Source organism: Pseudomonas sp. Irchel 3A7 (genome assembly GCF_900187565.1).
In the GTDB taxonomy this organism is placed as follows: Bacteria; Pseudomonadota; Gammaproteobacteria; order Pseudomonadales; family Pseudomonadaceae; genus Aquipseudomonas.
The window spans coordinates 124,569-144,587 of the sequence record NZ_FYED01000008.1 but is presented as its reverse complement, the minus strand read 5'-3'; the positions used below and the strand labels follow the sequence as shown (position 1 = coordinate 144,587).

The 20,019-nt window shown below is 58.7% G+C and carries 17 protein-coding genes; 8 read left to right on the top strand and 9 right to left on the bottom strand.

Going from position 1 to position 20,019, the window contains the following annotated elements:
• Positions 1–94: 94 nt before the first annotated feature.
• The gene (locus CKW21_RS15185) at positions 95–553 is read right to left on the bottom strand and encodes a transposase (protein WP_095194757.1); all 459 of its coding nucleotides are present in this window, start codon (positions 551–553) and stop codon (positions 95–97) included.
• Between the two features lie 814 nt (positions 554–1,367).
• Positions 1,368–2,489, bottom strand: a complete 1,122-nt coding sequence (locus tag CKW21_RS15165) for a sugar diacid recognition domain-containing protein (protein ID WP_095194756.1) — start codon at positions 2,487–2,489, stop codon at positions 1,368–1,370.
• A 168-nt stretch (positions 2,490–2,657) separates the two neighbouring features.
• Here CKW21_RS15165 and CKW21_RS15160 point away from each other — a divergent pair, with 168 nt between their 5' ends.
• The 3 genes from CKW21_RS15160 to rarD all read left to right on the top strand — a co-directional run bounded on the left by CKW21_RS15160 (position 2,658) and on the right by rarD (position 6,257).
• Complete coding sequence (locus tag CKW21_RS15160; RefSeq protein ID WP_095194755.1) at positions 2,658–3,968, top strand: MFS transporter; 1,311 nt, start codon at positions 2,658–2,660, stop codon at positions 3,966–3,968.
• Positions 3,969–4,161: 193 nt separating this feature from the next.
• Positions 4,162–5,175, top strand: coding sequence for an aldo/keto reductase (locus CKW21_RS15155; protein ID WP_095194754.1), 1,014 nt, complete (start codon positions 4,162–4,164; stop codon positions 5,173–5,175).
• Positions 5,176–5,375: 200 nt separating this feature from the next.
• Positions 5,376–6,257, top strand: coding sequence for an EamA family transporter RarD (gene rarD, locus CKW21_RS15150; RefSeq protein ID WP_095194753.1), 882 nt, complete (start codon positions 5,376–5,378; stop codon positions 6,255–6,257).
• A gap of 127 nt (positions 6,258–6,384) precedes the next feature.
• Here rarD and hppD read toward each other — a convergent pair whose 3' ends face one another.
• Both hppD and CKW21_RS15140 read right to left on the bottom strand, forming a co-directional pair.
• Complete coding sequence (gene hppD, locus CKW21_RS15145; protein WP_095194752.1) at positions 6,385–7,461, bottom strand: 4-hydroxyphenylpyruvate dioxygenase; 1,077 nt, start codon at positions 7,459–7,461, stop codon at positions 6,385–6,387.
• Positions 7,462–7,688: 227 nt separating this feature from the next.
• On the bottom strand, positions 7,689–8,654 hold the full coding sequence (locus CKW21_RS15140) for a DMT family transporter (protein WP_095194751.1): 966 nt from the start codon (positions 8,652–8,654) through the stop codon (positions 7,689–7,691).
• A gap of 77 nt (positions 8,655–8,731) precedes the next feature.
• Here CKW21_RS15140 and CKW21_RS15135 point away from each other — a divergent pair, with 77 nt between their 5' ends.
• From CKW21_RS15135 to CKW21_RS15125, 3 genes are all read left to right on the top strand, one after another.
• Entirely contained in the window at positions 8,732–9,604 is an 873-nt protein-coding gene (locus CKW21_RS15135) for a LysR family transcriptional regulator (RefSeq protein ID WP_095194750.1), read from the top strand.
• A gap of 112 nt (positions 9,605–9,716) precedes the next feature.
• Entirely contained in the window at positions 9,717–11,249 is a 1,533-nt protein-coding gene (locus tag CKW21_RS15130) for a cyclic diguanylate phosphodiesterase (protein WP_095194749.1), read from the top strand.
• 235 nt (positions 11,250–11,484) lie between these two features.
• Complete coding sequence (locus CKW21_RS15125; RefSeq protein ID WP_095194748.1) at positions 11,485–11,850, top strand: histone-like nucleoid-structuring protein, MvaT/MvaU family; 366 nt, start codon at positions 11,485–11,487, stop codon at positions 11,848–11,850.
• 176 nt (positions 11,851–12,026) lie between these two features.
• Here CKW21_RS15125 and CKW21_RS15120 read toward each other — a convergent pair whose 3' ends face one another.
• Positions 12,027–12,551: a DUF4946 domain-containing protein gene (locus tag CKW21_RS15120; RefSeq protein ID WP_095194747.1), complete on the bottom strand. Its 525-nt coding sequence runs from the start codon at positions 12,549–12,551 to the stop codon at positions 12,027–12,029.
• A 145-nt stretch (positions 12,552–12,696) separates the two neighbouring features.
• Between CKW21_RS15120 and gloA the strand changes: the two genes are divergently transcribed.
• Entirely contained in the window at positions 12,697–13,218 is a 522-nt protein-coding gene (gloA, locus tag CKW21_RS15115) for a lactoylglutathione lyase (protein WP_095194746.1), read from the top strand.
• Between the two features lie 317 nt (positions 13,219–13,535).
• Here gloA and ahpF read toward each other — a convergent pair whose 3' ends face one another.
• The 3 genes from ahpF to CKW21_RS15095 all read right to left on the bottom strand — a co-directional run bounded on the left by ahpF (position 13,536) and on the right by CKW21_RS15095 (position 16,957).
• Positions 13,536–15,098, bottom strand: coding sequence for an alkyl hydroperoxide reductase subunit F (gene ahpF / locus CKW21_RS15105; RefSeq protein WP_095194744.1), 1,563 nt, complete (start codon positions 15,096–15,098; stop codon positions 13,536–13,538).
• 129 nt (positions 15,099–15,227) lie between these two features.
• Positions 15,228–15,791, bottom strand: coding sequence for an alkyl hydroperoxide reductase subunit C (gene ahpC / locus CKW21_RS15100; RefSeq protein WP_095194743.1), 564 nt, complete (start codon positions 15,789–15,791; stop codon positions 15,228–15,230).
• A 233-nt stretch (positions 15,792–16,024) separates the two neighbouring features.
• Complete coding sequence (locus CKW21_RS15095) at positions 16,025–16,957, bottom strand: site-specific integrase (protein ID WP_095194742.1); 933 nt, start codon at positions 16,955–16,957, stop codon at positions 16,025–16,027.
• A gap of 278 nt (positions 16,958–17,235) precedes the next feature.
• On the opposite strand from CKW21_RS15095, the gene CKW21_RS15090 reads away from it, so the two are divergent.
• Positions 17,236–18,231: a DNA-binding protein gene (locus tag CKW21_RS15090; RefSeq protein ID WP_095194741.1), complete on the top strand. Its 996-nt coding sequence runs from the start codon at positions 17,236–17,238 to the stop codon at positions 18,229–18,231.
• Positions 18,232–18,602: 371 nt separating this feature from the next.
• On the opposite strand, the gene gorA is transcribed toward CKW21_RS15090, so the two are convergent.
• A complete protein-coding gene (gorA, locus tag CKW21_RS15080; protein WP_095194739.1) occupies positions 18,603–19,961 on the bottom strand; it encodes a glutathione-disulfide reductase in 1,359 nt (452 codons plus the stop codon).
• Positions 19,962–20,019 lie beyond the last annotated feature (58 nt).

Below are 20,019 nucleotides of genomic sequence, written 5' to 3'. Positions count from 1 at the left end.
TGAGGATTATTGTTCATTTCCACAAAACCCGAGAATTAACACAAGCCCCTGTGGGAGCGAGCCTGCTCGCGAAGAAGGGCAACCCGGTTTCAGCTCAAACCCAAATGGCATCCCACAGCGGGTAGTCACCCAGTTTATCGACCAGCCCCGCCCTTAACGGGTTTGCGACAATGTACCGGGCCACTTTTACCAGGTCTTCATCACGGCGCAGTGCTCGGTCATGAAAGCCTTGCTGCCAGAGACTTGCCTGTGGGCCAGTGAACCGGTTGATCGCCTTGGTGCTCAAGGATTTGGTTCTTTGCATCAACTCGCTTAATGATCCGCGCTGCAAATCGATCAACCAGTGAAAGTGATCAGGCATGACCACCCAGGCCAATGAATGGGCATGACCCAGATCTTGTGCGGCACGAAACTGAGCGACGACCAATCTGCCCAAGGCAAAGTCGTTGAATACAGGCTCTCTTCCAAGGGTATTAGTCGTCAGTAGGTAGATCCGATTGGGTTCGGTAAAACGACCGAGACGCAGACGATGCGAAGCGGATAAATCAGGCATTCCGTTGCCCCTTGCATGGTTAAGTCATTCAGAAGGCTAGTCCTGTGGTTGCCAGAGGGTGAGACCGGTTTTTAGCAGGATGTGTCTGGAAGAATGCCTTCGCGAGCAGGCTCGCTCCCACAGGGGGTTGGCGTGGTTCATGGCATTTGTGTCCCGACACCGCCCATTGTGGGAGCGAGCCTGCTCGCGAAGGCGGTGGGTCAGTCAGCAGGGATGTTGGATGTGACGGCCTCTTCGCGAGCAGGCTCGCTCCCACGGGGGATTGGCGTGGTTCATGGCATTTGTGCCCCGCCACCGTCCATTGTGGGAGCGAGCCTGCTCGCGAAGGCGGTGGGTCAATCAGCTGGGATGTTGGATGAGACGGCCTCTTCGCGGGCAAGCCCGCTCCCACAGAGGGTTGGCGTGGTTCATGGCATTTGTGCCCCGCCACCGTCCATTGTGGGAGCGAGCCTGCTCGCGAAGGCGGTGGGTCAGTCAGCTGGGATGTTGGATGTGACGGCCTCTTCGCGGGCAAGCCCGCTCCCACAGAGGGTTGGCGTGGTTCATGGCATTTGTGTCCCGACACCTTCCATTGTGGGAGCGAGCCTGCTCGCGAAGGCGGTGGGTCAGTCAGCTGGGATGTTGGATGTGACGGCCTCTTCGCGGGCAAGCCCGCTCTCACAGGGGGTTGGCGTGGTTCATGGCATTTGTGCCCCACCACCGCCCATTGTGGGAGCGAGCCTGCTCGCGAAGGCGGTGGGTCAGTCAGCAGGGATGTTGGATGTGACGGCCTCTTCGCGAGCCGGCTCGCTCCCACAGGAAGGAGATGTGTGGGTTATGGGCTTGGGTCGGTCTGGGGGAGCAGCTGGACGCCGAGGTACAGGGCGAGCATGCCATCGAGGCGCAGGGGGTCGACGCCGCTCAGCTCGGCGATCCGCTCCATCCGGTAGCGCAAGCTGTTGCGATGAATCCCCAGCGCTTCAGCGCAGGCCTGGCTCTGACCATCGTGGTCGCACCAACTGCGCAGGGTCGCCAACAGTTGGCCGTTGCTGTCCTTGGCGATGACTTTGCGCAACGGGTTGAGCAATTCATCAAGGGCGTCGTCGTTGCGATGACGCCAGAGCATCACCGGCAAGCGATAGCGGGTCAGCGTCAACAAACGCGATTGCGGCAGCACATCGCGTCCGTAAGCCAACAGATCACCGACCCGACGATAACAGCGACGCAACCCCGCCAGCCCGTCCGCCTGCCCGCCCACGGCGATGCGCAAAATGTTCCAGCCCAGGCCGTCGAGCTTTTCCAGCAAGCGGTCATGCTCGATGTTCTGGCTGGCCGGCCGGCACCACAGCAACGAGGACTTGGCCGAACTCACGCACCAACTGTCGGGGTATCGGCTGGTCAACCAGGCACTGAGCGCCTCGACGGTTTGCCCCGGCCCGTGCTCCAGGCCCAGTTCGAACAAGTACGGCACCCGGGTCATTTGCGGCTTCAGCCCGAGCTGTTGCGCCTCGTCGATCAAGCGCGGTGAACTCCCGGCGTCGCTGAGCAGCAACGCCAACAGGTCATCGCAACGCTGGCGCCGCCATTGCTGCTCGGCCTGTTGATTGCGCTGGCCCACCAACATCTCGGCGGTCATCCGTACCAGTTCGGCGTAAGTGCGCAATTGTTCGGGTTCGCCGGTGATGCCCAGCACACCGATCAAGCGCTGATCGAGCATCAATGGCAGGTTGATCCCCGGCTGCACGCCTTTGAGATGAATCGCAGTCTGCGCGTCGATTTCCACCACACGCCCATTGGCCAGCACCAATTGCGCGCCTTCATGGCGGGTGTTAACCCGCTCCGGTTCGCCGCTGCCGAGGATCAATCCCTGACTGTCCATGACGTTGACGTTGTACGGCAGGATGGCCATCGCCCGGTCGACGATGTCCTGGGCCAGGTCGTGATCGAGTTCGAACATAACGGTGTTCCTTGAATACAGGATGGGCTGATTGTTCGCCCGCACAGGGCTGGGTGGCAATCCCTGTGCGCCGGCACAAAGACAACGACCCGGGCGGTGGCCGAGACTCGCAGGGCGATCAACGTTACCCTTTGCATCGCAAAAAATCATAATAAAGAGAGAGCCGCCATGTCACAGAGCGCCGCCGCTACCCAGGCCATCGTTGACGAGAAAAACGCCGTCTACAAGCGCATCACCCTGCGTTTGATCCCCTTCATCTTCATCTGCTACCTGTTCAACTACCTGGACCGGGTCAACGTCGGCTTCGCCAAGTTGCAGATGCTCGACGCGCTGAAGTTCAGCGAAACCGTGTACGGCCTCGGCGCCGGGATTTTCTTCATCGGCTACGTGCTGTGCGGCGTGCCGAGCAACCTGGCCCTGACCAAATTCGGCCCACGGCGCTGGATCGCGCTGATGATGATCACCTGGGGCACGCTGTCGACCTGCCTGCTGTTCGTCACCACGCCGACCGAGTTCTACACGCTGCGCCTGTTCACCGGCGCGGCCGAAGCCGGGTTCTTCCCGGGCGTGGTGCTCTACCTTTCGCAGTGGTTCCCGACCTTCCGCCGTGGCCGCATCATGGCGCTGTTCATGTCGGCGATCCCGGTTTCGGGCCTGTTGGGCAGTCCGTTTTCCGGCTGGATCCTCAACCATTTCGCCGCAGGCCAGGGCGGTATGGCGGGCTGGCAGTGGATGTTCCTGCTGCAAGGCATTCCGACTGTGATCCTCGGCGCCCTCGCCTATTTCCTGCTCAGCGACAGTTACGCCAACGCCAAATGGCTCACGCCGTTCGAGCGTTCGGTGCTGGAAGCCGACCACGCAGAAGACCTGGCGAACAAACCGAAGACCACCAGCGATTCGCTGCTGGCGGTGTTCAAGAACCCGGCGATCTGGGCCTTCGGCCTGATCTACTTCTGCATCCAGAGCGGCGTATACGCGATCAACTTCTGGCTGCCGTCGATCATCAAGAATCTGGGTTTCAGCGATAACCTGGTGATCGGTTGGTTGAGTGCGATTCCCTATCTGTTGGCGGCGCTGTTCATGTTGATGGTCGGCCGCTCGGCGGATCTGCGCAAGGAGCGCCGCTGGCATTTGGTGGTGCCGATGCTGATGGGTGCTGTCGGTCTATTGATCGCCGTGAATTTTGCCGCTCACCCGGCCATCGCCATCCTCGGCCTGACCATTGCCACCATGGGCGCCCTCACCGGCCTGCCGATGTTCTGGCCGGTGCCGACCGCAATGCTCAGCGCCGGCGCAGCCGCCGGTGGCCTGGCGCTGATCAACTCCATGGGGCAGATGGCCGGTTTCCTCAGCCCGTACCTGGTGGGTTGGGTCAAGGACACCAGCGGGTCGACCGATGCCGCTTTGTATGTACTGGCGGGGGTGATCGTCGGCGGGAGTCTGCTGGCGTTGCGCATGACGCGCACTCTGCGGGTGTAAAACCAATCCCCTGCGGGAGCGAGCCTGCTCGCGAATACGGTATGAAATTCAACAAACAAGTTGACTGACACTCCGCTTTCGCGAGCAGGCTCGCTCCCACAGTTTTGATTTTGTGTGGTTGATAAATCAGTTTGCCCCGCGCGGTTGTTCTGGTATTTGTTTGAGCCTTTCCCACTGGCAAAAGGACTTCACCATGAGCTACCGCACGCTGGGTCATTCGGGTTTGCAGGTGTCTACCCTGACCCTGGGCACCATGATGTTCGGCGAACAGACCAGCACCGAAGATTCCCTGCGGATCATCGGCAAGGCCTGGGATCAGGGCATCAATTTCATCGACACCGCCGACGTCTACACCAACGGCCGCTCCGAAGAAATCGTCGGTGAAGCGATCGCCAGTCGCCGCCATGAATGGGTGCTGGCCACCAAGGTCGGTTTCGGTCCGGTGGATGGGGTACCGAACCGCAGCGGCCTGAGCCGCAAGCACCTGTTCAATGGCATCGACGCCAGCCTGACGCGCCTCGGTACTGACTACCTCGACATCTATTACCTGCACCGCGAAGACCACAACACGCCGCTGGAGGTCACGGTGTCGGCGATTGGCGATCTGATTCGTCAGGGCAAGATCCGCTATTGGGGTTTGTCGAACTACCGGGGCTGGCGCATTGCCGAAGTCATACACGTCGCGGATAAGCTGGGGGTCGACCGGCCAGTGATCAGTCAGCCGCTGTACAACATCGTCAACCGCCAGGCCGAAACCGAGCAGATCACCGCCGCGCAGAACTATGGTCTGGGCGTGGTGCCCTACAGCCCGCTGGCGCGCGGCGTACTCAGCGGCAAGTACGCGCCGGACGTGAAACCGGATGCCAACAGCCGCGCCGGGCGCCAGGACAAACGCATCCTGGAAACCGAATGGCGCGTAGAGTCCTTGCGCATCGCCCAGCAGATCCAGCAATACACCCAGGAACGCGGGGTGGGCATCGTCGAGTTCGCCATCGCCTGGGTGCTGAACAACCGCGCCGTCACCTCGGCCATCGTCGGCCCGCGCACCGAAGCGCAGTGGGATGCCTACACTAAGGCGCAGGCGGTGCAGATCACGGTTGAAGATGAAGCCTTTATCGACTCGCTGGTGACGCCGGGGCATGCGTCGACACCGGGGTTCAATGATGTGAGCCATTTCGTCTCGGGTCGTAAACCACATACCAACTGAAGTAACACAAAGCCCTCTTGTGGGAGCGAGCCTGCTCGCGAAAGCGGTCTACCCTTCAGCATCAATGTTGACTGGAAGATCGCATTCGCGAGCAGGCTCGCTCCCACAGGGGATCTTATTGATCGAACGGACAATATTTATCACTAAAACAACGTATCCTCTGCGGCCGTTTTACCCACTCAAATTCACGCGAGGACAGCTTGTCTAAAGGTATCGCTCTATCGGTTTCAGCCTCGGTGCTGTTTGCCGTCATGTATTACTACACTTCGCTGCTCACCCCCCTGAGCGGCGTGGAGATTTTTGGCTGGCGCATGCTGCTGACCGTGCCGTGCATGACCGTGTTCATGGTGGTGTCCGGCGAATGGCGGCGTGTGGCTGACCTGGTGCGGCGGATCAACCTCCGACCGAAGTTGATTGGCGGCCTGATCGTCTCGTCGGCGTTGCTGGGTGTACAACTCTGGCTGTTCATGTGGGCGCCGCTCAACGGCTACAGCCTTGACGTGTCGTTGGGCTATTTCCTGTTGCCGCTGGCCATGGTGCTGACCGGGCGCATCGCCTACGGGGAACGTCTGTCGTATCTGCAAAAGGTCGCGGTGTTCTTCGCCAGCCTGGGCGTGGTCAATGAGTTGTATCAGGTCGGTGGTTTTTCCTGGGCCACCCTGGTGGTGGTCGTGGGCTATCCGCTGTACTTCGTGCTGCGCAAATGGCTGAAGGCTGACAACCTCGGCGGACTGTGGGTGGACATGACCCTGATGCTGCCGATTGCCTACTGGTTCGTGCACGGTGGCGAGCAAGGCTTCGGCGTCTTCGATCAGCACCCGGCCCTCGCCTGGCTGATCCCGCTGCTCGGTCTGATCAGCGCCTCGGCACTGGTGGTCTACATCATCGCCAGCCGCTTGCTGCCGTTCAGCCTGTTCGGTCTATTGAGCTATGTGGAGCCGGTGCTATTGCTCGGCGTGGCGTTGTTGCTGGGTGAAAGCATCAAGCCGGGAGAATGGCTGACCTATATCCCGATCTGGTTGGCGGTGCTGGTGTTGGTGTTTGAAGGGTTCAAGCACCTGATGCGCCAGCGCAGGCTTTGAGGCAATCACAAAACAAATGTGGGAGCGAGCCTGCTCGCGAATGCGGTCATTCAGTCAACATCAATGTTGAATCTGAAGACGCTTTCGCGAGCAGGCTCGCTCCCACAGTTTTTAGCGGTGGACCGGGTTAATCAGTGGACAACACGCCGCGACGAACCTGGTCGCGCTCGATGGATTCGAACAGCGCCTTGAAGTTACCTTCACCGAAACCATCGTCACCCTTGCGCTGGATGAACTCGAAGAACACCGGCCCCATCAGGGTTTCCGAGAAGATCTGCAGCAGCAGACGCTTGTCGCCCGATTCGGACGAGCCGTCCAGCAGAATGCCCCTTGCCTGCAGTTCGCCAACCGGCTCGCCGTGGTTCGGCAAACGGCCTTCGAGCATTTCATAGTAGGTGTCCGGTGGCGCAGTCATGAAGCGCATGCCGATGCTTTTCAGGTGATCCCAGGTCTTGATCAGGTCGTCGGAGAGGAACGCAACGTGCTGGATGCCTTCGCCGTTGAACTGCATCAGGAACTCTTCGATCTGCCCGGCACCCTTGGACGATTCTTCGTTCAACGGGATGCGGATCATGCCATCCGGTGCGGTCATGGCCTTGGACGTCAGGCCGGTGTATTCGCCCTTGATGTCGAAGTAGCGGATCTCGCGGAAGTTGAATAGCTTCTCGTAGAAGTTCGCCCAGTAGGCCATGCGGCCGCGGTACACGTTGTGGGTCAGGTGGTCGATGATTTTCAGGCCGGCACCGACCGGGTGGCGGTCCACGCCTTCGAGGTACACGAAGTCGATGTCGTAGATCGAGCTGCCTTCACCGAAACGGTCGATCAGGTACAGCGGCGCGCCGCCGATGCCTTTGATCGCCGGCAGATGCAGCTCCATCGGGCCGGTTTCGATATGGATCGGCTGGGCGCCCAGTTCCAGGGCACGCTTATAGGCTTTCTGCGAATCCTTGACCCGGAACGCCATGCCGCACACCGACGGACCGTGCTCGGCCGCAAAGTACGAGGCCACGCTGTTGGGTTCGTTGTTGAGGATCAAGTTGATTGCGCCCTGACGATACAGGTGCACGTCTTTGGATCGGTGGGTCGCGACCTTGGTGAAGCCCATGATCTTGAAGATCGGCTCCAGGGTGTTGGGGGTTGGCGATGCGAATTCGATGAACTCAAAGCCCATCAGGCCCATTGGGTTTTCGTATAAATCTGCCATGGTTGGCGCCTCATCATTCTTATCAATTAACAAAGGTTAGTTGCTAGCAATGCTGAGACCGGTGGGTGGCGCACAGGAGATGCCCCGCACGCTGCGGGCGAGGAAGTCACCGTAGATCAATTGAAACCCAAAACTCTTCATTGTCGACCCAAGGCTCTTGCGGGCGAGGCTTCTGCTGCCAGAAGACGTTATTCTTATATGCGTAACCTGATTCTACACAGCGTAAATCAGTTTGTCCGCCTTCTGTATAAAATCCGCTTTTTCCCCGTGGGCGCAAGGGGTTTGTTGCACAGGTAAATCCCCGCCAGAACCAGCCCTCCCCCCACGTACATCGCCAGCGTCAGTTGCTCGCCCAGCAGCAGCGCGCCGAGGATCACCGCTGTCAGCGGGTTCAGGGCGATAAACACACCGGAACGGGTCGCACCGATCTTGCGGATGCCGTCGTAGTAGCCAATGTACGCCAGGGCTGAGCCCAATACGCCCAGGTACATCAGGCTCAGCCACTGTGTCGGGCCAAGACTGGCGAGTACATCCACCCTCACCTCGCCGCGAAATGCGCAAGTCAGCCACAGCATCAAGGTGCCCAGTAGAATCGACCAAGTCACCGTTTGCACCGGCCCCAGGCAGTGATTCAGCTCCCTGGAGCACAGCGAATAAATACCCCAGCCGAGCACGCAGCCGAGAATCAACAGGTCGCCGATCCAGGCGTCGGGATTGTCGGCAAGCAGTTGCGGGTTGCGGCTGACGATCACCAGGCTTGCGCCGGCAATGCAGATGGCGATACCGACGACTTTCAGCCGGCTCAAGTGCTCCTTGAACATCAGCCACGAGGCCAGGCCGATCACCGCAGGGTTGAGCGCCACGATCAACGACGCCCGCGAGGCGTTGATGTAGTGCAGGCCATAAAAGAAACACAAGTTGTAAAAGAAGATCCCGAAAAAACCCAGCAGCACCAGTTGCAACCATTGCCTGGGGCTGGGTCGCACCAGCCGTACGCGGGTCAGGAGTAAAAACAGCAGCAGCGCCGCACTGGCCAGAAGGAACCGCAGGCTGGCGGCAAACAGCGGACTGAGGCTGTCAGCCAGAAACCGCCCTGCCACAAAGGTGCCGCCCCAGATCATGGTGACCGTCGCCAGTTTCAAATAAACCGGCACATCGGACTGCCTGGACAGGCTTTGTTCACATGTGGACATAGGTCTCCGGATTTGTGATCGATTGGATGACGTATCATTGGGCTAATACTTGGTCATCGTAAAATGAGTAAAAGCTCATGACTCTCACTCAGCTGGAGATCTTCTCCACCGTCGCCGAGTTGCACGGCTTCACGGCGGCAGCCAATCGCCTGGGGATTACCCAATCGGCGGTGTCCCATGCGTTGAAATCCCTGGAGCAGGAACTGGGCGTCGAACTGCTGCGCCGCCATCAATCCCAGGTTGAATTGAGCGACATCGGCCAACTGCTCCTGCTGCGCGCGCGGGCCATGCTGGGGCTGGCCAACACGCTGCGCCAGGAAGCGGCGGATGCCCGGGGCATGAAGCGCGGCACCTTGCGCATAGGCTCGTTCGGCCCCACCTCATCAATCAAGTTATTGCCCTTGATCCTGCAGCACTACCGTGCCGAACATCCGGGCATCGAGGTTCACATCGATGAAGGCCCGGACCGTCAGGTGATCCAGTGGCTGGAAGAACGGCGGATCGACATTGGCTTTGTGGTGCTGCCGGACGAGCGTTTCGACACGGTGGCGCTGATGGAAGACCAGATGGTCGCGCTGCTGCCGGCCAATCATCCGCTGGCGATCCGCGACAGCGTGAGCCTGAGCGACTTGTGCCACGACCCTTTCGTGTTGACCGAGGCCGGATCCTCGGAGCTGGTGACACGGTTGTTCAACGCCGCCCGGTTGACACCCAACATCCGTTTTCGCTGCTCGCAGCTGCTGAGCACCCTGGACACGGTGGGGCGCGGCGACGGGTTGACCGTGGTCGCCGAAGGCTCGTTGCCCGAACTGAATGACAGCCGCCATGTGAAAAAGAATCTGTCCCCCGCCGTGGCCCGACAGGTCGGCCTGGCCGTACTCGATCAGCGCCAGGCATCTCCGGCGGCGCTGGCCTTCATCAAACTGGCCCAGCGACTCGATTACCGTTGAGCGGCATAAGTGCCAAGGGCCAACTATCATGGCTCGAACTTGAACGCTTCCTGCAGGGCGATGCTTCCTGCCGGTATTTGAGAGCCCTATTTCATTGTTACAGGTTTCGCGAATGCCCCTGAACGCCAAGACCCGCAAACGCAGCACCAGGATTGCTGTGACCCTCGCAAGCGGATTACTCCCGCTCGTGCTGGGTGCTGTCATACTTTATATGCAGGCTGAACGAACACTTAAACAAAGCGCTGAACTAACCGCCGAAGAGGCCATTCGCCAATTCGAACTGATGCTCGACAACACAGCGCAGGCTGCTCGGGAATTACTGCCGCTGGCCGGACAAAGTTGCATCGACGTCAACCTGGCGTTGCGCGAACAAGTCACCCGACGTCCCTTCGTGCGTTCGACCAATCTGGTGTGGGATGACACCATTTATTGCAGTTCCCTGTTTGGCGACTATCACGAGAAGATCGCATCCGGGGACTATACCGGTGGTCGTTTGCTATTAATGAAGGGCAACCCGGTCACGCCCGACACCGCATTGCTGGTGTACCGCCTCGGCGAAGGCAAACGCGGCGCCATGAGCACACTTGATGGCTACCACCTGAGTAACGTCTTGCGCATGATCGGCGGCAAGACTCTCCTGGTTTTGCAGGTTGGCTCCAATTGGTTGTCCGCCGACGGCCACTTTCATGATGATGCCTTGCCCGAATTTCCGGTGGCGCAAACCAGGCTCGACTCTTCCCGTTATGCCTTTGGCGTAGAGGCCGGTTTTCCCGAAGGCGAAACCTGGCGCTACATGAGCAGTGAATATCCGCCACTGTTCAGCCTGCTGATCTTTTTTGGTGCTGTTTCCGGTTTGATCGGGCACCTGCTGCAAAAACGTTCATCATCACCGACTCATGAAATGAAGCGTGCGCTGGAAGCGGCGGAGTTCGTTCCTTACTTCCAGGCGGTCGTGCACGGTGACAGCAAAAAACTGTCGGGCATTGAAGTATTGATGCGCTGGAATCACCCGAAAGAGGGCCTGGTGCGTCCGGACCTGTTCATTCCGTTCGCCGAATACTCCGGACTGATCGTGCCGATGACCCGTTCATTGATGCAACAGACCTGCGCGTTGCTGGCGCCGCTGTCCGCGTCGTTCAAAGAGCCCTTTCACATCGGCATCAACATCACCGCCAGTCACTGCCAGGATCTGGACCTGGTCGAAGATTGCCGCCGATTCCTGGCAGCTTTCGCGCCAGGGTCCATTTACCTAGTGCTGGAGTTGACCGAGCGCGAACTGATCGAGCCCACGCCTGTTACCCATCAATTGTTCGAGCAGTTGCACGAACTTGGGGTGAAGATCGCCATCGATGACTTCGGTACAGGCCATTCCAGCCTCGGCTACCTGCGCCAGTTCAATGTGGACTACCTGAAAATCGACCAGAGTTTCGTTGCCATGATCGGTATCGACACACTGTCCGGCCACATTCTGGACAGCATCATGGAGCTGGCCGCCAAGCTCGATCTGGCGATGGTTGCAGAAGGCGTGGAAACCCAGGTGCAAAGTGATTACCTGACCGCCCATAACGTTAACTTCCTGCAAGGCTATCTGTATGGGCGACCGATGCCCGGTGTGGAGTTCATTAGTGCATTAAGTGACCATTAACTAACGTTTTCAAGCGACGAGACAGCGATAGAACGCACCAATTTGAAACAAAAAACCGCTCTTGGTTACATGAAAAAAAAGACATGATTTACTCTTGCGCCATTAACTACTACAATTTTTCATGCCTGCGGTTATTTGGCAGGTGAGCCATTTATCACCGAGTCGCTTCAAGGCTCTTGGCTTATAGCTTTGTTTGCGGTTGGTATCAGCCAAACACACTATTGGAGTAAAGATATTGTCCAGACTCGCTGAATTTCGTGCAGCTGAAAAGGCCCTTCAAGAGCAGCTCAAGCAGCTTGAGTCCCTGAAGAACGATGCCGGGCTCAAGAAAGAAATCGAATTCGAAGAGAAGCTCCAGGGGCTGATGAAAACCTACGGCAAGAGCCTGCGCGACATCATCGCCATTCTCGATCCGAACCCGGCCAAATCCGGCCTGCAACAGGCTACGGCGCCTAAGACCCGCCGCGCTCGCGTGGTCAAGGTTTATCAGAACCCGCACACCGGTGAACTGATTGAAACCAAGGGTGGCAACCACCGCGGCCTGAAAGCCTGGAAGGAACAATACGGTGCCTCTACCGTTGATTCCTGGTTGCGCGGCTAAGCACTTGCGCCGTAAAAAAAAGCCCTGCGAATGCAGGGCTTTTTCATGAATAGCCGCTAAATGCAACGATGTTGGTCGATCAACTCGCTACTTGCCGGCTAACTTTTTGCTTAATCCTTTTGGGTATCTAAACATTTCCGCATGGGCATAAAGCCTGAAGTCACTAAAGTCTTCGATTAAAGTTTCAAGGCGCTACGCGCCGCCTGTATTTCATCCAGGCTGGCCTTATAAGCCTCGGCCTGCCCGGCGTAGGAAAGAACGTAGGCTTTATTGGCGTCCACTGCAGCGACCAAAGTTTGAGAAAGGACATGACGGCCGTTTTGCGTAATGGTGCAGGTGGTTTCCAGCGCCGACAATCGGCTCAAGGTCGTCGGATGAATCCGGTTGCAGACACTTTGATAGCCACCCTGAAAAAAGTCTTTTTGCACTGACTTGCGCATCTCCAGCAACACGCCTTCAAGGTTCACCTGGTGACCACTTTCCACTTGCGTCATGGTCAATTCCATCACCATCACCGGCGTGCCGCCCGAATCGACTTTCACCGCGCGCTGGCGGGAAACAGTGGAAGCGGCATCACTTGGGGCCATCTCTTCGACCTGCCAGCCCGCAGGCCAAATCATGACCGGCGCCTCGGCCCGGGCGCTGGCAACCCAGGACAGCATGCCAACCAGGACGAACACCGATGTACTGAATCGAATCATTGCAATCAACACTCGCGTTTTGAGCCGTGAAGTCTGAGCCCGGGCCGGCTGTCAGGCAATAGCCGACGCATTGGGTTTGGTGATGTCCGAACCCTTGCGTATCATTGTCGCCATTCGATAGCCCCGCTTATATTCCGGAGGGCCCATGAGCCTGCACGAACTGAACACCTTCCCCGGCGTCACCGCCCAACCTGATGCCGCGACGCAAAAATTTGTCTTCAACCACACCATGCTGCGGGTCAAGGACATCACCAGGTCGCTGGATTTCTACACGCGCATCCTCGGTTTTACTCTGGTGGAAAAACGCGATTTCCCGGAAGCCGAATTCAGCCTGTACTTCCTCGCGCTGGTCGATAAATCACAGATCCCGGCCGACGCCGCCGCGCGCACCGAGTGGATGAAATCAATCCCCGGCATTCTCGAACTGACCCACAACCACGGCACCGAAAACGACCCGGACTTCGCCTACCACAACGGCAACACCGACCCGCGCGGCTTTGGCCACATCTGCATCTCGGTACCGGACATCGTCGCCGCATGCGAGCGCTTTGAAGCACTGGGCTGCGACTTCCAGAAACGCCTGAACGACGGCCGCATGAAGAGCCTGGCGTTCATCAAGGACCCGGACAACTATTGGGTCGAAATCATCCAGCCTGCCCCGCTGTAAGCCTCACCGCAGAATCCCTTGTGGGAGCGGGCTTGCTCCGGGCGGCGTTCCGACGAAGGCGACTTATCATTCAGCATCTTAGTTGACTGACCCACCGCTTTCGCGAGCAGGCTCGCTCCCACAAAGATCAATCCATTATTTGGATTGCGCAACACACAAAAAAACCCATGATCGCTCATGGGGTTTTTCTTAGTAGGAGCGAGCTTGCTCGCGATGAACATGAAATCGCCACGGGGTATCTGGCAGCCCGCGTTATCGTTGACGACCATCGCGAGCGAGCTCGCTCCTACAAGGTTTTGTGTTTTCAGCCTTGGCGTTTATGCCGGGGCCGACGTGCGGATCAGATGATCGAAAGCGCTCAGGGAAGCCTTGGCGCCCTCGCCCACCGCGATCACGATCTGCTTGTACGGCACGGTGGTCACGTCACCGGCGGCGAACACGCCTGGTATCGAGGTTTCACCACGGGCATCGACGATGATCTCGCCGCGCGGTGACAGCTCGATGGTGCCTTTGAGCCAATCGGTGTTGGGCAACAGGCCAATCTGCACAAAGATGCCTTCCAGCTCCACGCTGCGCAGTTCGTCGGTCTGACGATCCTTGTAGCGCAGGCCGTTGACCTTCTGGCCGTCGCCGGTCACTTCAGTGGTTTGCGCACTGGTGATCACAGTAACGTTCGGCAGGCTGTGCAACTTGCGCTGCAACACCGCGTCGGCGCGCAGTTGCACGTCGAACTCCAGCAGCGTGACATGGGACACGATGCCGGCCAGGTCGATGGCCGCTTCGACGCCGGAGTTACCGCCGCCAATCACTGCCACGCGCTTGCCTTTGAACAGCGGGCCGTCACAGTGCGGGCAGTACGCCACGCCTTTGTTGCGGTATTGCTGTTCACCCGGCACGTTCATTTCACGCCACCGCGCACCGGTCGCCAGGATCACGGTCCTGGCTTTGAGCCTGGCGCCGCTGGCGAATTGAATTTCATGCAGCTCGCCATTCGTGCCCGGCACCAGCTTGTCGGCACGTTGCAGGTTCATGATGTCCACGTCGTACTGCTTGACGTGCTCTTCCAGCGCCACCGCCAATTTCGGCCCTTCGGTTTCCTGCACCGAAATGAAGTTCTCAATAGCCATGGTGTCCAGCACCTGGCCGCCGAAACGCTCAGCCGCGACACCGGTGCGAATGCCTTTACGCGCGGCGTAGATGGCCGCCGAAGCACCGGCCGGGCCACCGCCGACCACCAGCACATCAAAGGCTTCCTTGGCGCTGATCTTTTCGGCCTGACGCTCGATGCCGCTGGTGTCGATCTTGGCGATGATTTCTTCCAGGCCCATGCGACCCTGACCGAAGTTCACCCCGTTGAGGTAGATGCCGGGCACCGCCATGATCTGGCGCGCATCGACTTCGGCCTGGAACAGTGCACCGTCGATGGCGACGTGACGAATGTTCGGGTTCAACACGGCCATCAGGTTCAACGCCTGGACCACGTCCGGGCAATTCTGGCAGGACAGCGAGAAGTAAGTCTCGAAGTTGAACTCGCCTTTGAGCGAACGGATCTGTTCAATGACCTCGACACTGGCCTTCGAAGGGTGGCCGCCGACTTGCAGCAGGGCCAGCACCAGCGAAGCGAATTCGTGCCCCATCGGGATGCCGGCGAAACGCAGGCTGATATCGGCACCCGGGCGATTGATCGAGAACGATGGCTTGCGGGCATCGTCACCGTTGTCGAGCAAGGTAATTTGGTTAGAAAGACTGGCAACGTCTTTGAGCAGTTCGAGCATTTCCCGGGATTTCGCACCGTCGTCGAGGGAGGCAACGATCTCGATCGGTTGGGTGACCCGTTCCAGGTACGATTTCAACTGGGCTTTAAGATTGGCGTCCAACATACGGGCGATTTCCTTTACTGAATTTTTTGCATAAAAAAACGCCCGAGCGAATCTCGCCCGGGCGTTTTATTGGGCGGTGCAGCTTACTGAGCAGGTGCGGAGTTCCGCCCCGGATTACGCGTCACAGACTTAGATCTTGCCGACCAGGTCCAGGGACGGAGCCAGAGTGGCCTCGCCTTCTTTCCACTTGGCTGGGCAAACCTGGCCCGGGTGAGCGGCAACGTACTGGGCAGCCTTGATTTTGCGCAGCAGCTCGGAAGCGTCACGACCCACGCCGCCATCGTTCAGCTCGACGATTTTGATCTGGCCTTCAGGGTTGATCACGAAGGTGCCACGGTCAGCCAGGCCAGCTTCTTCGATCAGCACGTCGAAGTTGCGGGAGATCACGTGAGTCGGGTCGCCGATCATGGTGTACTGGATTTTGCCGATGGCTGGCGAAGTGTTGTGCCAGGCAGCGTGAGCGAAGTGAGTGTCGGTGGAAACGCTGTAGATCTCGACGCCCAGCTTCTGGAATGCGTCGTAGTTGTCGGCCAGGTCTTCCAGCTCGGTTGGGCACACGAAGGTGAAGTCGGCTGGGTAGAAGAACACGACCGACCACTTGCCTTTCAGGTCAGCGTCCGACACTTGTACGAAGTCGCCGTTTTTGTAGGCGGTAGCTTTGAACGGTTTAACTTGGCTGTTGATGATAGGCATCGTTGACTCTCCGTCAGGGGTTAAGAACTTGATGGAGTGAACTTTACCCACTCGACGGACGGTTGGCTCATTGGCAAACCTGATGCTGCTGATTGGCTTTCGCTATTAGCCAACAGTATTAATAGAAGAAAACGATCTTGTGGGAGCGAGCCTGCTCGCGATGGTCGTCAACGTTGACACGTACCTCCTGAATGTACGCAGCGCCCTCAAGTCCATCGCGAGCAAGCTCGCTCCTACAATGGTTTTTCGGTGAGGCGGGTCATGCCGAGAAATGGGCTGGCCTCGATGTAGCGCATGGCGGATTTCAGGTCCTTCCAGCCTACGTAACTCATCAATGACTTCAAGTCCCAGCCGCTCTGATGTGCCCAGGAGGCAAAACCGCGGCGCAACGAGTGGCTGGTGTAGTGTTCGGCGGCGATGCCAGAACGCTCAAGCGCCTGACGCAGCAATGGGATCACGCTGTTGGCGTGCAAGCCCTCCTCGCTCAAATGGCCCCAGCGATCAATGCCGCGAAAAACCGCTCCGCGCACCAGAGCGGCCTCAGTGATCCAGGCGATGTATGCCTGCACCGGGCATAACCGCTGCAAGGCCGGGGTCTGGTAAGTCTTGCCGAGGTTTTCCCGGTCACTTTTACTGCGTGGCAGGTACAAGCTGATGCCGGAGCCGGCTGTGGCTTGCACATGTTCGACCTGCAAACGACACAACTCGTCGCTCCGGAAGCCTCGCCAGAAGCCCAACAGGATCAACGCCGTGTCGCGCCTGGCTCGCAGCAGTCCCGGTCGATCACCCTGACTCAGGGCGGTTTGCGCTTCTCGCGCCAGGGATTCGATCACTTGTTCCAGATGCTGAAGCTGCAATGGCTCGGCCTGTTTTTCCTGGGCCGGATGCAATGCACGAATCCCCTTGAATACCTTGCGTACCACCGGCGCTTTCGTCGGGTCGGCGAAGCCCTGGCTGTTGTGCCACTGCGCCAGCGCCGACAATCGTAGCTTCAAGGTGTTGATCGACAGCACACCGGCATGGGCGACCAGATAACGCGCCACGCTGTCACCGGTGGCCGGCAGAAATCCACCCCAGGTGACTTCGAAGTGCTCGATGGCTGCGCGATAGCTGCGACGGGTGTTGTCGCGCGTGGCGGCTTGCAGGTAACGGTCGAGCTCACTCATCGCAATGGCCTTGCGGGAAACCTGTGGGAGCGAGCTTGCTCGCGATGGTCGTGAACGATAACGCGTGAAACCTGATACCCAGCGGCGTCTGTGAATTCATCGCGAGCAAGCTCGCTCCTACAGGGGGGTGTACACATGGAATATCTCAAAACTGCTTTGACACGGGGTAATACCAGTATATCCCGTGTCAATAACATGCTGTATTTAACTTTTATAATACAATGGTACAATGTGTATTTACGTAATACGTACCACATCACGAAATCGTAGGAGCAGTCATGGCCCGTGGCGGTGTAAATAAGGCAGTAGTGCAGGCTGCGCGTTTGGCGATCCTCGCTCGCGGCGAGAACCCCAGCATCGATGCAGTACGGATCGAAATGGGCAATACCGGCTCCAAGACCACGATTCATCGGTATTTGAAAGAATTGGGCGATGGCCCCGAAACGGCGGAAACAGAGCCTTCCGAGCCCATCGACGACGAGTTGCTGGCACTGGTTTCACGACTGGCACAACGCTTGAAGGAGCAGGCGCAAGCGCCGATCGATCAGGCTCGCGAAGCGTTCGAAACGCAACGTAAAGCGCTGGAAACGCAACTGGAAGCAGCCCGGGAAGCCAACACCGAACTGCATCAGCAGTACGAGATTCAGAGCCTGGCACTGACCCAGGAATCCGAGGCACTGCACGAAACCCGCGCCCTGCTGCAGACCGAGCAAACCCGCAATGCCGGGCTGAATCAGGCGTTGGCCGATTTTGAATTACGCTTGCAGGACAAAGACGAGCAGATCCGCTCGCTGGAGGAAAAGCACCTGCATGCGCGCGACGCGCTTGAGCACTACCGCAATGCCGTCAAGGAGCAACGCGAACAGGAACACAGCCGCCATGAAAGTCAGGTGCAGCAGTTGCAGATGGAGTTGCGTCAGGCCCAGCAAAACGCGCTGGTCCGACAGGATGAAATCACCCAGCTGCACCGCGACAACGAGCGTTTGCTGACGGAAAATCGCGGCACCTTGCGCGAGCTGAGCCTGCTGCAGGAACAACTCAAGCAGAGCAACAACCGTCAGGATCAGTTGCTGGAGCAAACCACCCGTGTCGACGGCGAACGCACCCTCCTCCAGGAACGCTTGCGCGTCGCCCTGCTGGAAAGTCAGTCGCTTAAACAGAATGTCGATGAACAGGCACAGATCAACAAATCACTGGAAATCGAATTGACCAAGGCCCAGGCGGAGCTTGAAGAAAACGTGCGCCGGAACAAACCCGACCCACTGCCCGAATGAACATGCTCACGAAGACGCCTTCACATCCAACACCCCCGCTGGCTGACCCACCGCTTTCGCGAGCAGGCTCGCTCCCACAAGGGACAGTGGCGGAACACAAACATCATGAACCACACAAACTCCCAGTGGGAGCGAGCCCGCTCGCGAAGACGCCTTCACATCCAACATCCCCGCTGGCTGACCCACCGCTTTCGCGAGCAGGCTCGCTCCCACAAGGGACAGTGGCGGAACACAAACATCATGAACCACACAAACTCCCTGTGGGAGCGAGCCAGCTCCGGGCGGCGTTCCGACGAAGAGGCCAGCACAGCCAACACCACTGCCGATTGACCCACCGCTTTCGCGAGCAGGCTCGCCCCCACAAGGGATGATTAACCGGCGACCGGCGTACGCATGGTGACGAACTCTTCGGCGGCCGTCGGGTGTACGCCGATGGTTTCGTCGAAGTCGCGTTTGGTGGCGCCTGCCTTCAATGCGATCGCCAGACCCTGCACGATCTCGCCGGCTTCCGGCCCGACCATGTGGCAACCCAGCACCTTGTCGGTCTTGGCATCCACCACCAGCTTCATCAGCGTGCGCTCCTGGCATTCGGTCAGGGTCAGCTTCATCGGCCGGAAACGGCTTTCGAAGATCACCACCTCATGCCCGGCATCACGCGCTTCTTCTTCGGTCAATCCGACGGTACCGATGTTCGGCAGGCTGAACACCGCCGTCGGGATCATCTTGTAATCCACCGGGCGATACTGCTCGGGCTTGAACAAACGCCGCGCCACCGCCATGCCTTCGGCCAGTGCCACCGGCGTCAGTTGAACGCGGCCGATCACATCGCCCAGGGCCAGGATCGACGGCTCGGCGGTTTGATACTGCTCGTCCACTTCGACGAAACCTTTCTTGTCGAGTTTGACCCCGGTGTTTTCCAGCCCGAGATTGTCCAGCATCGGACGCCGGCCCGTGGCGTAGAACACACAATCGGCCTCCAGCTGGCGACCGTCCTTGAGCGTCACCTTCAGGCTGCCATCAGCCTGTTTGTCGATACGCTCGATGTCGGCGTTGAATTGCAGGTCCATGCCGCGCTTGGTCAGCTCTTCCTGCAAATGCTTGCGCACCGAACCGTCGAAACCACGCAGGAACAATTCACCGCGATACAGCAGCGTCGTTTGCGCGCCGAGACCGTGAAAAATCCCGGCGAATTCGACAGCGATGTAACCGCCACCCACCACCAGTACGCGCTTGGGCAGTTCTTTGAGGAAGAACGCCTGGTTGGAACTGATCGCGTGTTCATGCCCCGGAATTTCCGGGATCTGCGGCCAGCCGCCGGTGGCGATCAATATGTTCTTCGCCGTGAAACGCTCGCCATTGATCTCGACGGTATGCGGGTCGACGATTTTCGCGTGACCTTCATGCAGGGTCACACCGCTGTTGACCAGCAGGTTGCGGTAAATGCCATTCAGGCGATTGATCTCGCGGTCCTTGTTGCCGATCAGCGTCGCCCAGTCGAACTGCGCCTCATCCAGACTCCAGCCAAACCCCGACGCCTGCTCGAAGTCCTCGGCGAAATGCGCGCCATAGACCAGCAACTTTTTCGGCACGCAGCCGACGTTCACGCAGGTACCACCCAGGTAGCGACTCTCGGCCACCGCCACTTTCGCGCCGAAACCGGCCGCAAATCGAGCCGCCCGCACACCGCCTGAACCGGCGCCAATCACATAAAGGTCAAAATCGTGGGCCATTTTCTATCTCCTCGGCAGGTGACCAGCATACCCGTGAGCGCTCGTTGGGCAAGCGCCA

Coding starts and splice junctions, on each gene's coding strand:
- CKW21_RS15185 (WP_095194757.1), bottom strand. CDS start 553: ATGCCTGATTTATCCGCTTCGCATCGTCTGCGTCTCGGTCGTTTTACC.
- CKW21_RS15165 (WP_095194756.1), bottom strand. CDS start 2,489: ATGTTCGAACTCGATCACGACCTGGCCCAGGACATCGTCGACCGGGCG.
- CKW21_RS15160 (WP_095194755.1), top strand. CDS start 2,658: ATGTCACAGAGCGCCGCCGCTACCCAGGCCATCGTTGACGAGAAAAAC.
- CKW21_RS15155 (WP_095194754.1), top strand. CDS start 4,162: ATGAGCTACCGCACGCTGGGTCATTCGGGTTTGCAGGTGTCTACCCTG.
- hppD (WP_095194752.1), bottom strand. CDS start 7,461: ATGGCAGATTTATACGAAAACCCAATGGGCCTGATGGGCTTTGAGTTC.
- CKW21_RS15140 (WP_095194751.1), bottom strand. CDS start 8,654: ATGTCCACATGTGAACAAAGCCTGTCCAGGCAGTCCGATGTGCCGGTT.
- CKW21_RS15135 (WP_095194750.1), top strand. CDS start 8,732: ATGACTCTCACTCAGCTGGAGATCTTCTCCACCGTCGCCGAGTTGCAC.
- CKW21_RS15130 (WP_095194749.1), top strand. CDS start 9,717: ATGCCCCTGAACGCCAAGACCCGCAAACGCAGCACCAGGATTGCTGTG.
- CKW21_RS15120 (WP_095194747.1), bottom strand. CDS start 12,551: ATGATTCGATTCAGTACATCGGTGTTCGTCCTGGTTGGCATGCTGTCC.
- gloA (WP_095194746.1), top strand. CDS start 12,697: ATGAGCCTGCACGAACTGAACACCTTCCCCGGCGTCACCGCCCAACCT.
- ahpF (WP_095194744.1), bottom strand. CDS start 15,098: ATGTTGGACGCCAATCTTAAAGCCCAGTTGAAATCGTACCTGGAACGG.
- ahpC (WP_095194743.1), bottom strand. CDS start 15,791: ATGCCTATCATCAACAGCCAAGTTAAACCGTTCAAAGCTACCGCCTAC.
- CKW21_RS15095 (WP_095194742.1), bottom strand. CDS start 16,957: ATGAGTGAGCTCGACCGTTACCTGCAAGCCGCCACGCGCGACAACACC.
- CKW21_RS15090 (WP_095194741.1), top strand. CDS start 17,236: ATGGCCCGTGGCGGTGTAAATAAGGCAGTAGTGCAGGCTGCGCGTTTG.
- gorA (WP_095194739.1), bottom strand. CDS start 19,961: ATGGCCCACGATTTTGACCTTTATGTGATTGGCGCCGGTTCAGGCGGT.